Annotated in this window: 9 protein-coding genes; 5 read left to right on the plus strand and 4 right to left on the minus strand. The window is 67.8% G+C overall.

Annotated features, from left to right (window positions below; genetic code table 11):
- The first annotated feature begins 70 nt into the window (after positions 1-70).
- Positions 71-4,834 (plus strand): HAD-IC family P-type ATPase, encoded by a 4,764-nt coding sequence (locus AC5Y42_RS11300; RefSeq protein WP_499898638.1) that lies wholly within the window; start codon positions 71-73, stop codon positions 4,832-4,834.
- 11 nt (positions 4,835-4,845) lie between these two features.
- On the opposite strand, the gene AC5Y42_RS11305 is transcribed toward AC5Y42_RS11300, so the two are convergent.
- From AC5Y42_RS11305 to AC5Y42_RS11315, 3 genes are read right to left on the minus strand one after another with little or no spacing between them, the layout of a single operon-like run.
- Entirely contained in the window at positions 4,846-6,414 is a 1,569-nt protein-coding gene (locus AC5Y42_RS11305; RefSeq protein ID WP_499898174.1) for an AMP-binding protein, read from the minus strand.
- Positions 6,411-7,280, minus strand: coding sequence for an SDR family NAD(P)-dependent oxidoreductase (locus AC5Y42_RS11310; protein WP_499898176.1), 870 nt, complete (start codon positions 7,278-7,280; stop codon positions 6,411-6,413). Before AC5Y42_RS11310 ends, AC5Y42_RS11305 begins: the two co-directional genes overlap by 4 nt.
- Positions 7,277-8,155, minus strand: a complete 879-nt coding sequence (locus AC5Y42_RS11315; RefSeq protein WP_499898177.1) for an alpha/beta fold hydrolase — start codon at positions 8,153-8,155, stop codon at positions 7,277-7,279. Before AC5Y42_RS11315 ends, AC5Y42_RS11310 begins: the two co-directional genes overlap by 4 nt.
- A 70-nt stretch (positions 8,156-8,225) precedes the next feature.
- Between AC5Y42_RS11315 and AC5Y42_RS11320 the strand changes: the two genes are divergently transcribed.
- Complete coding sequence (locus tag AC5Y42_RS11320; protein ID WP_499898179.1) at positions 8,226-8,969, plus strand: methyltransferase domain-containing protein; 744 nt, start codon at positions 8,226-8,228, stop codon at positions 8,967-8,969.
- A gap of 5 nt (positions 8,970-8,974) precedes the next feature.
- On the opposite strand, the gene AC5Y42_RS11325 is transcribed toward AC5Y42_RS11320, so the two are convergent.
- Entirely contained in the window at positions 8,975-9,865 is an 891-nt protein-coding gene (locus AC5Y42_RS11325) for an SDR family NAD(P)-dependent oxidoreductase (RefSeq protein ID WP_499898181.1), read from the minus strand.
- Positions 9,866-9,946: 81 nt separating this feature from the next.
- Between AC5Y42_RS11325 and AC5Y42_RS11330 the strand changes: the two genes are divergently transcribed.
- The 3 genes from AC5Y42_RS11330 to AC5Y42_RS11340 are packed head-to-tail and all read left to right on the plus strand — an operon-like array spanning position 9,947 to position 12,824.
- Entirely contained in the window at positions 9,947-10,390 is a 444-nt protein-coding gene (locus AC5Y42_RS11330; protein WP_499898183.1) for a nuclear transport factor 2 family protein, read from the plus strand.
- Positions 10,391-10,393: 3 nt separating this feature from the next.
- Entirely contained in the window at positions 10,394-11,587 is a 1,194-nt protein-coding gene (locus AC5Y42_RS11335) for a sulfotransferase family protein (protein ID WP_499898184.1), read from the plus strand.
- A complete protein-coding gene (locus tag AC5Y42_RS11340; protein WP_499898186.1) occupies positions 11,580-12,824 on the plus strand; it encodes a hypothetical protein in 1,245 nt (414 codons plus the stop codon). The genes AC5Y42_RS11335 and AC5Y42_RS11340 overlap by 8 nt, the downstream gene beginning before the upstream one ends.
- The last annotated feature ends 1 nt before the right edge of the window (position 12,825 follow it).

Raw genomic sequence — 12,825 nt, forward strand, 5'->3', positions numbered from 1 at the left:
GAGGGTTCCGGGTGTGGCCACTGTGGTTGGTGGCATGACCGACGGAGCAGGCCGGATGCTGCGGGTTGGAATGCAGGGTGCGGCGATGACGGCGGGCGCGGTTTCGATGCTGACCAGCCCCGTCATGCGATCGGTGAGTCAGTCGACGAGTCGGGTGCTCGGAACGGCCGACTCGGGCAACAGCGCACAGCACAACGATGCCCAGCCCTCGGTGGCCTGGCACACCGGGCGGCGGCTACACCTTGACCTGGATCCCTTACTGCCGTTCACGCGCTGGCATGAACACGCCGCGGCGGTGGAGAACGCGGTGCGCACGATCCCGGGTGTCGCTGCTGCCCATGTCGAGGGCGCCCTGGGGCGATTGGTCGTCGAGCACAAGACATACGCAGACAGTGACCGCATCTGGGAAGCGGTGCGCGAGGCCCTCGCAACGTCCGTGGACGGCTCCGCGGCCGGTCCGCGGTCACCGCGCACCGCGCCGTTCGCCGATCCAGGTGACCCGCTGGCATTGCTGCTCCCGTTGACCGCCGCGGCGATGGATGTGGTGGCACTCGGGGCGGCGGTGGCCGGGTGGTTGGGCCGCCTGCCCGCCGCGCCGCGAACGGCCCAGGCCGCCGCGGCCGTCATCAACCACCAACCCCGGTTGGTTTCCCTGCTGGAGTCGCGGCTGGGACGGGTGGGCACCGATATCGCGCTCAGCGCCTCGACCGCAGTCGCGCACGGGCTGAGCCAGTCGGTGGGCACCCCGCTGCTCGATTTGGCGCAACGCGGGTTGCAGATCTCCGAGGCGGCGGCGCATCGCCGCACGTGGCGCGAGCGCGAGCCCGAGCTCGCCTCACCCGATCGGCCCCAGGCTCCGGTGGTTCCGGTCATCTCGTCGGCCGGGTCCGGCTCACACGTCCCGCGGCACAACTGGGCGGCCGCGGCCGCCGGCGAGGCCTCGCACGTCGTCGTCGATGCCGCCATCGACGCCGCGATCGACACCGCGAAGGGGGCCATGGGCGGGCCGGTCGAGGAATACGCCGATCAGGCGGCGAACGCCTCACTGGTCGCCGCCTCCGGCGCCTTGTTGGCCGGCGGACGCGCCGAAGAGGTCGCCGACGCGATCCTGGCCGCCTTGCCCAAAGCGGCGCATTTCGGCCGGCAGACTTTTGCCGCGATCCTGGGCCGCGGGCTGGCCAATGCCGGCCAGTTGGTTCCCGACCCAGGTGCCCTGCGGCGGCTGGACCGGGTCAAGGTGATCCTCATCGACGGCGCGGCGCTGCGCGGTGACGCCCGCGCCGTATTACGGGCGGAGGGCCATGCCGCCGGCTGGGATGACGACCGGGTCTATGAGGTGGCCGACGCGCTGCTGCACGGCGAGCGGGCTCCCGATCCCGACCCCGACGAATTGCCGGCCACCGGGGCGCGGCTGCGATGGCTTCCGGCCAGGGGGCCGTCGGCGGCACCGGCGGAGGGCCTCGAACGTGCCGATCTTGTGGTCGACGGCGAGCAGGTGGGCAGCGTCGACGTGGCATGGGAGGTCGATCCCTACGCGATTCCGCTGCTACAAACCGCGCAGCGGACGGGCACCCGGTTAGTGCTGCGACATGTAGCCGGCACCGAGGACCTGGCCGCCAGCGTCGGTACCGCCTACCCCTGCGGGACTCCGCTGCTGCCACTGGTACGTGAGCTGCGCGCCGATCGCGGACCGGTATTGCTGGTCACCGCGCTGCACCGGGACTTCGCGTCGACCGACACGTTGGCGGCGCTGGCCATCGCCGATGTCGGGGTGGCTCTCGACGATCCCGCCGCTGCCACGCCGTGGACCGCCGACATCATCACCGGTACCGATCTAGCCGCGGTGGTCCGGATCCTGTCGGCCGTTCCCGCGGCGCGGCGGGCCAGCGAATCAGCCGTGCGGCTCGCCAAGGGCGGCAGCACACTGGCCGGGCTGCTGGTGGTCACCGGCGACCCGCGCGGTGGCAGTCCGCTTGCGGTACGGCGGTGGCTCAATCCGGTCAACGCCGCCGCCACCACCGCGCTGATTTCCGGAGCCCTGTCGGCCGGCAACGTGCTGCGACTACCCGATCCCACCCCGCAGCCGCTGACCGCCTGGCACGCACTGGACCCCGAGATCGTTTATTCGCGGCTGGCCAGCCGGTCGCGGCCGTTGACCGCCGAACCGGGCGCGCCGCCGTGGCGGCGCGTTCTCGACGACCTGTCCTATAACCCGCTTCTCGCGCCGCTGCGCCAGCCGGCCCGCGGGGTCGGACGGTTGCTGGCCGCGACGCGCAGCGAGCTGTCCGATCCGCTGACACCGATCTTGGCGGTGGGAGCCGCGGCGTCCGCGATTGTGGGCAGCAACGTCGACGCCCTCCTGGTCGCGGGGGTGATGACGGTCAACGCGCTCGTCGGCGGTGTGCAACGGTTGCGCGCCGAGGACGCGGCCGCCGAGCTGTTCGCCGAGCAGGACCAGTTCGCGCGTCGCGTTGTCGTCCCCGTGGTGGCGACGTCGCGGCGCCGGTTGGAGGCGGCCCGCCACGCCGACCGAACCGTCACCGTGCCCGCAAGCGCGCTACGACCCGGCGACATCATCGACCTGACCGCTCCGGACGTCGTGCCGGCGGATGCGCGTCTGCTGGTGGCCGAGGACCTCGAGGTCGACGAGTCGTTGCTCACCGGTGAATCGCTGCCGGTCGACAAGCAGGTGGAACCCGTCGCCGCGGCCGATCAGGACCGGGCAAGCATGCTGTTCGAGGGCAGCACGATTGTGGCCGGACATGCCCGCGCAATCGTCGTGGCCACCGGTGTCGCCACGGCCGCGCATCGCGCGCTCGCAGCAGTCGCCGACGTCGAGTCCGCGGCCGGGGTGCAGGCGCGGCTGCGGGAGCTGACCAACAAAGTGTTGCCGCTGACGCTGGCCGGTGGAGCCGCGGTGACCGGGTTGGCGTTGTTGCGCCGCGCATCGTTGCGCCAATCCGTCGCCGACGGCATCGCGATCGCCGTGGCCGCCGTCCCGGAAGGTCTGCCGTTGGTGGCCACGCTCGCCCAGCTCGCGGCGGCGCGGCGGCTGTCGGCCCGCGGAGTGCTGGTTCGAGCTCCACGCACCATCGAAGCGCTGGGCCGCGTCGAGACGGTCTGCTTCGACAAGACCGGCACGCTCACCGAGAACCGTCTGCACGTGGTCCGCGCCGTACCGGCCGCCACCGACCCGCAGGGCCCATTCCCGGGCGCGGCCGACCCGCTGGCCGCCGGTGTGATCCGGGCTGCCGCACGGGCCTGCCCGACGCCCCAGAACGGGCAAGGGCACGCCCACGCCACCGACGAAGCGGTCCTATCAGCGGCGAACTCGCTTCCAGAGCAAGCGAATTCCGAGTGGATCACGATCGCGGAGGTGCCGTTCGAATCCAGCCGCGGCTACGCTGCCGCGATCGGCACCATGAACGGGGATGCGCCGACACTCGTGCTCAAGGGAGCACCCGAGCAGATCCTGCCGCGTTGCCGGTTAGACGAACCTGACGACGATCGCCGCCATGCCGAGTCGCTGGTGCACAACCTTGCCGAGCAAGGATTGCGGGTGCTGGCGGTAGCGCGACGGCACTGGGACGCCGACGCGACCGACGACGCCGATACCGACGCCGACGACGTCGATGCTGCCGCATGGGACTTGGAGTTGATCGGCTACGTCGGCCTGGCCGATACCGCGCGGCCGTCGGCCCAACCATTGATCGAAGCCCTGCAGGAGGTCGGGCGCAACGTCGTGCTGATCACCGGCGATCATCCGGTCACCGCACGGGCGATTGCCCGCCAGCTTGGTCTGCCGGAAGATGTGCGGGTGGTTACCGGCGCCGAACTGGCCGCCCTCGACGAGGATGCCCGCGCTGAATTCGCCGCGGACGTCCAGGTTTTCGCTCGCGTCAGCCCCGAACAGAAGGTGCAAGTGGTCACCGCACTACAGCGCGGCGGGCAGGTGACCGCGATGGTCGGCGACGGCGCCAACGACGCCGCGGCGATCAGGGTCGCCGACGTCGGCATCGGAGTCAGCGGACGCGGATCCTCGGCCGCTCGCGGCGCCGCCGACATCGTCTTGACCGAAGACGACCTGGGCGTGCTGCTCGACGCGTTGGTCGAGGGCCGCGGTATGTGGGGCGCGGTGCGAGATGCGCTCACCATCCTGGTTGGCGGCAACGTGGGGGAAGTGGTCTTCACGATCATCGGGACCGCGTTGGGCACCGGGCGGGCACCGGTCGGGACCCGTCAGCTGTTACTGGTGAATCTGCTGACCGATATGTTCCCCGCCCTTGCGGTGGCCGTCACCCCGCAATACCCGCAGCCCGAGGAAACCGACGATCAACGCGACCAGGACCTGGACGCGGCGCGGCGCGCCTACCAGCGCGCGATACTCACCGAGCCGACACCATCGCTCGACGTGCCGCTGATGCGGCAGATCCTGACCCGTGGCGGTGTGACCGCCGCCGGTGCCACCGCCGCGTGGGCGATCGGACGCTGGACGCCCGGCACTCAAAGGCGGACGGCGACAATGGGTTTGACTGCGCTAGTGAGCACACAGTTGGCGCAGACGTTGCTGGCACGTCGGCACAGCCCGCTGGTGGTGGCGACGGCACTGGGTAGCGCGGCCGTGCTGGTCGCGGTGGTCCAAACCCCAGGCGTCAGCCACTTCTTCGGCTGCACACCATTGGGGCCGGTGGCCTGGACGGGTGTTGTCGGTGCCACCGCGGCGGCCACCGCTGTCTCGGTGGTGGCCCCCAATTGGCTGATCAAAACCACCGATGACGAACTGGCGGTTGAAGACGACGAGGCGCCCCCGCCGCCGCTGCGCGTCGTCGACTAGACCTGCGGCAGTCAGCTCGGCAGTTCGTTTCGCAGCACCTTGCCGGCCGGATTGCGCGGAATGACGCCGAGGATGCGGATGTCCCTGGGCTGCTCGAAGCGAGAGACCTTGTCTTTCAGATACTCCCGCACCCCCGGCTCGTCGATGCCCCTGTCCTCCCGCGGCACCACGTATGCGGCCAGCCGCTGACCGAACTGTTCGTCCGGCACGCCGACGACCGTGACGTCGGCGATGCCGGGGTGTTCGGCAAGCGCGTTTTCGACCGCGCGGGGATAGACGTTCTCTCCTCCGGACACGATCATGTCGTCTTGGCGGCCGACGATGAACAGTCGCTCCGACTCGTCGAAGTAACCCATGTCGCCGGTGCTGGTCATGCCGTCCAGCACGGCTTTGGTGGCCCCGCCGGTATAGCCCTCGAACGTCAACTCGCCGCCGACGTAGACCCGTCCGATGACCTGCGGGCCGACGGGCTTGTCGTCGTCGCCGAAGATGCGGACCGGGCAGCCGATGGACGGCTTGCCCACCGTCTCGGGGTTGTCCCGTAGATCGGCGGGTGTTGCCAGCGCACCGATGCCGACCTCGGTGGACCCGTAACCGTTGTAGAGCACGTCGCCATACTCCTTGCTGAATCTGCGTACCAGCCCCGGGTCGAGCCGTGCTCCGCTGGACACCACTACCCGCAGCGACGGCAGCGGGTTTCGTGCCCGCACGGCTCCCGGCAGCTCCAGAATGCGTGCCAGCATGATCGGCACGACGGTGAACGCGTCCGCGCGATACAACGACGCCTGCGCCAGCATTGCCTCGGCATCGAAGCGCCGATGGGTGAGGATCGTGCCGCCGAGGGCCACGGTCAGTATCACCATGCCGAAACCCAGCCCGTGAAACATGGGCACGGCCACCGCCATTCGCGAGCCGGTGCGCAGCCCGGTGCGATCGAGGATCGTCACGCCCACGCCCAGCACCCCCGGGTTGATCCGCGGGGCCCGGGGCACACCTTTGGGTTTGCCTGTCGTGCCGGATGTGAGCAATACGATCCGGCCGGCCCGCGCCACTGAGGGCCGTGATCCAGACCCGTGAGCTTGAACCGTCGTCGGGTCGACTGCCGTGATCGACTCACCGGCGGTGCGCACCTGTTCGGTGAATTCGGCGTCACAGACCACAGTTTGGATGTCGTGCGCACTCAACGCGGCGGCCAGTGCCGTACTGCGGAACTCGGTGTTGACGAGCACCACGTCAGCGCCGACCAGCGCGACCGCGAACACCGCCTCGACGAATCGGCGGCCATTGCGACACACAACTCCGACCGCCTGACCCGGCTGCACGCCGCGGCGGTAGAGCTCACCCGCCAATGCCTCGGCGCTGGACCGCATTTCGCGGTAGCTGACCGCGCCGTCGTCGTCGATCACCACGGTCCGGTTCGGCCATCGAGCTGCCGTGACCGCCAGCAGCGTGAAGGGATTCGTGCCACCTCGCCGCGCCTCGTTGAGCAGCCGCGCCGTTGCGAGCGGTCCGGGCGGGATCAGCAGCCGAGAGCGGAGCAGCGCGCGACCGGCGCCCGCGACCACGCCTAGGGCCGTCATAGCCGGCCTTGCCCCGAGTCGACCACATAGCGAGACCACAGCCGCGCGGCCCGATCGATCGGCCCGGCCAACGCCACCGATGCCACCTCGGCGGGCCACGTCCAGGCCGGCGCGATGGTGCGGGGCCGTTGGATCACGGCCTTCGCGATCACGTCGGCGGCCTGGTCCGGATGCAGCCCCGGAAGCCTGCGCAAAACCGGTGTCGGCTCGATCATCCTGGTACGGACCAACGCGAAGTAGACCGACGTGACCTCCACACCGTCGGCGTGCAATTCCGGTGCGACGCTGCGCAACCACAGGTCGAATGCTCCTTTGGACGCCTGGTAGGCGCCCCACTGCGGCCCGGGAGGTACGCGGACGCCGACGCTGGACACGTTGACGATGTGTCCGCCGCCGGCTTCGCGCATCGCCGGAAGTACGGCCAGCAGAAGCCGTATCGGGCCGAGATAGTTGATGGCGATGGTGCGCTGGAAATCATGCGGTCGGTCGTACTGGTGATGCAGCGAGCGGCGCAGCGATTTGCCGGCATTGCTCACCACGATGTCTAGTGCGCCATGTTCGTCGGCGATCTGTCCCGCGAGCCTGCTGATGGCCGCCTCGTCCGTCAGATCGGCCGGATAGGCGCATGCTCGTCCGCCGCCGGCGGTGATCGACGCGACGAGGTCGGTCAGCCGTTCCGCCGAGCGGGCAACCACCAGCACGGTCGCTTGGGCGGCGGCCAGTCGGCGGGCGGTGGCCTCGCCCACGCCGTAGGACGCCCCGGTCACCAGGACGGTCTTACCCGATACGGCGCTCCGCAACCTGTCGAGATCCGTAATGCGCGTGGGGTTGGCCAGCCGATCGATGGCCTTAGCCGCCACGTTCATCGGTCCCCTGCTTCGATGAACCGATGCACCCCGACCGCGATCTCGTCCGGGTAGTCTTCCTGCAGAAAGTGCTTGGCGGGCAACAAAGTCACGCTCTGGGTGCCGGTTGCCAACTGGGCTTGTACGCCGTATCGGTGCCAGCTGAGCATGCGGTCCTGCGCGCCCCAGATGATCTGGACTGGATACCCGACATTGCGCACGGCGCTCAGATAGCGGCGCTGGCTTTCCGGCGTGAGCTCGAAGCCCCGCATGATCTTCAGAAACGCCCGACCGCCGTCGTCGCCGAACAACAACGGCTTCCAGCAGGTGATTTCGCTGATCGGCACCTGTCGACCGACCCCGACCAGCCGCATGATCGACTCGAAGGCGCCCGGAATGCGCATCGATTGCAGCCAGGCTTCGCCGAGACCGCGGTGTGCAAACGGCTCCATCGGCCACGGTCGGTGGAAGGTCTCCACGGCGATGATGGTGTTGAGCAAGGTCATCGACAGCACCCGGTCCGGCGCCGCGTGCGCCACCTCAAAGCCGACCGGTCCGCCGATGTCATGGAGCACCACATGGAAGCGGTCCAACTCGAGCGCATTGATCGCCGACAGCAGCCACCGGCCAAGACCGCTCCAGCTGTAGTCGAAATCGTCCGGCCGGTCGGCCAAGCCGAGCCCGGGCAGGTCGACGGCGATGCCGCGCATCCCGTGCCGCGCCAGCGCCGGTACCACCTTGCGATACAGAAACGCCGACGCCGGCACCCCGTGCACGCACACCACTGGCGGCGCATCCCCGGGACCGTCGTCGAGCACGAACGACGAGATTCCACTCGCGGCGAAGACGCGTCCGGAGGCCCGGTACTCGTCGAGCAGCCGAGACACCGCAGTCATGCTGTGAGTCTGGCAGAGGCCGGCGCCGCGCGTAGGCTGCGAACGAGTTTCTCCTCTTTAAGGATTGCCGATGGCCGATTCCACTACCACCTTGTCGCCGGCATTGCGCCGGGCGCTGCAGTTGCTGATCGATCCGCCGGTCGAACCCGACGTTCACAACGGCTATCTCGATCTGCTCGGCGCTCAGCCGGAGGCGGCTGCCGCCCCGAAGAACACCGGCGTGATCCAGGCGGTGTGGGCGTCACGGATCGGGTCGATGCTCTACGACAACGCTCAGGCGGTGGCACGTCGACTGCTCACAGCCTGGCAGCATCCCGTCGAGTGGTTGAACATTCCGCCCGGCGGGACTGCTCTGGACGTCGGCAGCGGCCCGGGCAATGTCACCGCCTCGCTGGCCCGAGCCGCCGGCCCCGGTGGACTGGCGCTGGGGATCGACGTATCCGAGCCGATGCTGACACGGGCGGTGCGCGCCGAATCCGGCCCACAAGTCGGGTTTCTGCGAGCCGACGCACAACGACTGCCATTGCGCGACGACACGGTGGACGCGGTGGTTTCGATGGCCGTCCTGCAGTTGATACCGGACCCGGCGGCGGCATTGGCGGAGATGGGCCGCGTGCTGCGGCCCGGCGGACGACTCGCGGTGATGGTCCCGACCGCCGGGCGGGCCGGGCGATTCTTGCGGATGCTGCCCAGTGCGGGCGCCCACGGCTTCGATGAGGACGAACTCGGCGACCTTCTGGAAGACCGCGGCTTCGTCAGTGTGCGGACCAAGAACCTCGGCACCATCCAGTGGGTGCGCGCAAAGCTTGGCTAGCTTGGTCAGACCGGCAGCTTGGTGCCGGTCTCCTGCTCGGCGAATTCGAAGACCCGGGCGGCCGCCTCGTAATCACACGCCACGGCCGAGCGACCGATCAGCACCGGGCCACCACGCAATCCGAATCTGCCGTCGACACCGACGTAGCTGCCGGGTGGGATGGGTTCGCTGATGCAATACAGCGTGGGCGCCGCGCCGGCGTCGATATCGTTGCCGAACACGCCGGCGACGACCTTGACGGCACGATCCGCCAGTGCCAGCAGCGGTTTGTCGGAGACCTGCGACAGGTTTGACGACACCCAGCCGGGATGGGTCAGTTGGGTGACGATCGGGGAATCGGCCGCGCGCAGTTTGCGATCCAGTTCCAGTCCCCACAGCATGACCGCGAGTTTGGATCGGGCATAGGCGCCCATCACCGTCCACTTGTGGTGTCGTAAATGCATGTCTTCCAGCCGCAGTTGGGCCCCCCGATGGGCATCCGAACCCACGTTGATGATCTGTGACCGCAGCCGATCGAACAGCACATTGGTCAACGCGAAGGGGCCCAGAAAGTTTGTGCCGATGGTCATTTCGAACCCGTCGACGGTTTCGGCGCGGTGGTCGGTCAGCGCTCCGGCGTTGTTGATGAGCACGTCGACGTCGCCGTCGAGCAGGGTGGGGAACGCCCGTACCGAAGACAGGTCGGCCAGATCGAGCTTGAGCACGGTCGTAGACCCGCCGATCTCCGCGGCACGTTGTGCGCCCAACTCGGTGTTGCGCACCGCCATGATCACGTGCGCGCCCGCGTTGGCGAGGGCTCGGGCGGTACCCAGGCCAACGCCGCTGGTTGCCCCCGTCACGATGACCCGCTTGCCGGTGAGATCTCCAAGTCGCGTTGGCGACCACTGTGCAGCCACCTGTCGAGAGTAGCCGCGTCGCTCCGAGCCGTTGACGCGGGATTGACAGAGCGTTCTGTCGCTGGTTAGTTACGTCGGGACATGACCGACAGCGCCCGCCTGATCGAGAACCTGATTTATACCTACGCGGAACGGCTTGACGCGGGTGATCTGGACGGAGTGGCGGGATTGTTCGCCCACGGAAGGATCTGCGGTATCGAGAACGGGCCGCCGGAGACCATTTTCAGCGGTACGGCCGGGGTCCGGAAGATGTACGAGATGGCGACCCGGCTCTACGACGACGGCACCCCCAAGACCAAACACAACACCAGCAACGTGCAGATCATCGTCGATGAGACTGCCGGGACCGCGGAGAGCCGCTCCTACTACACCGTCACGCAGGCAACCCCCGACTTGCCACTACAGGTGATCGTCACCGGCCGCTATCGCGACACGTTTCACCGGATCGACGGGGCGTGGTGGTTCGACACCCGCATCATGTTCGTCGACCAGGTCGGCGACACCAGCCGGCACCTGAAGTTCTGACCGATGGCCAACTCTGGCTTTGATGCAGCGCAGGTGATGTCGGCCGCCGAGCAGAAAGAAAACCTGTCCGACTGGGGCCCGGCACCGTTCGAGGAACCGATGGGTGTGCTGCTGGACAGCTACACGGCCGCGCCGCTGAACGAGGTCGGAGCATACATTCTTCGGTCGGGACTCGTGCACAGTCTGCGGATGCGGCTACGTGCACAGGAATGGATCCGACGGTATCCGGAGATCACCGACGAGGAGATCGTCGCGCCGATCGTGATCACCGGCATGATGCGCAGCGGTACCACACTGGTACAGCGACTACTGGCCGCCGATCCGCGATTTGAGTGTGCCTACGGATGGGAGGTCGTGGAAGTCGCACCGAAGCTGGGCTATCACTTCCGGGGCGAAGACCCGCGCATTGCGATCAGCGAAGCCCGCGAGGCGAAGACACGTGAGCTGGCTCCGGACCTGTTCGCGATCCACCCGATGTACGCGCGCGAGCCCGAAGAGGAAATCGTTTTCTTATCCGACGCCTTCCTGTCGCACGTGCCGGAATCTGGGGCGCATCTGCCGGTGTACCGATCCTGGATCGACACCCAGGACTTCAGCCCCGCCTACGGCTATTTGCACCGCATGCTCCAGTTCTTGCAGTGGCAGAAACGCCAACGCGGCACGGCTGCCCGGCGCTGGGTGCTCAAATCGCCCGCGCACCTCGGCTATCTGGCAACGCTGCGCGCACAGTTTCCCGACGTGCACATCGTGCACATGCATCGCGAACCGCGCGACACCATAGCTTCCGGCGCGAGTCTGAACGCCACGCTGCACGCAATGCACGCAGACACCGTGGATCTGCATCGCGTCGGTGCCGAGTGGCTACAGCGAATGGGTGGGACCAATGACCGGGCCATGGCCACCCGGGCTGGTTGGGCAGACGAGGCCGACCGTGTCACCGACATCGAGTTCGACAACCTGCTGGCCGACCCGGTCCGCCAAGTCGCCCGGGTCTATGAGGCCGTCGGCGTAGACCTGACCGTCGATGCCGAAAACGCGATGCGCCGATGGCTCGCCGTCCGACCCCGCGAGCCGAACCGGCCCACCTATACCCTCGAAACCTACGGTCTTCGCGAGACCCAGATCGACGAGCGCTTCGCCGCCTACAACGCGCGGTTCCGGCCACGTGCCGCAGTACAAGGAGGAATGAGTGACTGACCACCCGGTTGCCACGACGACCCAACACGAACACGAGTTGGCCGCGTTGGAGTTGACCGAACACCCGACCGTCAAGGCCGCCTACCGCAGCGTCGCCGAGAACTGGCTTGGCCGTGCCAAGCCGTCGGACGCGATGCGGGCACGCTTTGAGGCCGCCTTCGCCGAGGTGATGTTCTCAGCTGCCATATGGTCGTCCAACCAGGACACGTTGCGCCCCAAAGTCACCTGCATCACCCGGCTGGCGCATCCGCTCGCCGGTCGCGCCATCCCCGGAACCCGTTGGGGTATCGACAATCCCGACAGTGTTTACCGGGTGATCCCGATATCAGGCGATGAACGCTACGAGATCCGCGGCCGCGTCGGCGAGCACCGGATGGTCGAGAACTACTTCACCTTGTGGGACGCGAACATGGGAACCGTCGACGTGCTGAATGGCCGGACGATGCAGGTGGATTCCGACGGGTCCTTTATGATCACCGTCGACTCGGAGCCGGCCAACGGCCGGCCCAACCACGTGCAGTCCACCGCGGCAGCGCACGAGTTCTATATCCGTGATGTGCTGCTGAATTGGGATCGTGACGATCCCAATCATCTTGCGGTGGAGCGGATCGGCGCTGCCCCATCAGTGCCGCCGCGTACTTTCGACGAGCAGGCCGACGCCACCGCGGCGATGATGGCTTATTTCGCGGACTTCAGCGGGAAGCTCAGCCACGGCATCTACAAGATGCCGCCTAACGACTTCAATCTCGCATGGACCGCAGACAAAGTCGGTGCCATGCGCAATCAGGTGTATGTGATGGGCCGGTTCGAGCTCGGCCCGGATGAGGCATTCATTGTCGACGTCAGCGACGGCGGCGCCGAGTACTTCACGGTGCCGCTCAGCAATATCTGGGGCACCACGTTGGACATCGTCGACCGCACTGGCAGCCTGAACAAGGCCCAGTCCGTGGCCAACGACGACGGTACGTACACCTATGTGATCTCTGCGACCGATCCGGGACTGGCGAACTGGATCGACTCCGACGGCCTGACCGAAGGGATACTGACGCTGCGGATGGCCGAGTTTGGTGCCGACGGGCCGAAGAAAGACCTCGGCGCGCGCGGGCGGGTGGTCAAGCTCGACGCACTGGAAAGCGAAGTGCCGCACTTACGCTCGGTGAGTCCCGAAGAACGGGCGGCTCAGCTGGCCGCCCGCCGAATTGCCTATCTTCGTCGCCTGCCCGAGGGAACCAACTGAG

It is taken from the genome of Mycobacterium sp. NGS48, assembly GCF_059812585.1.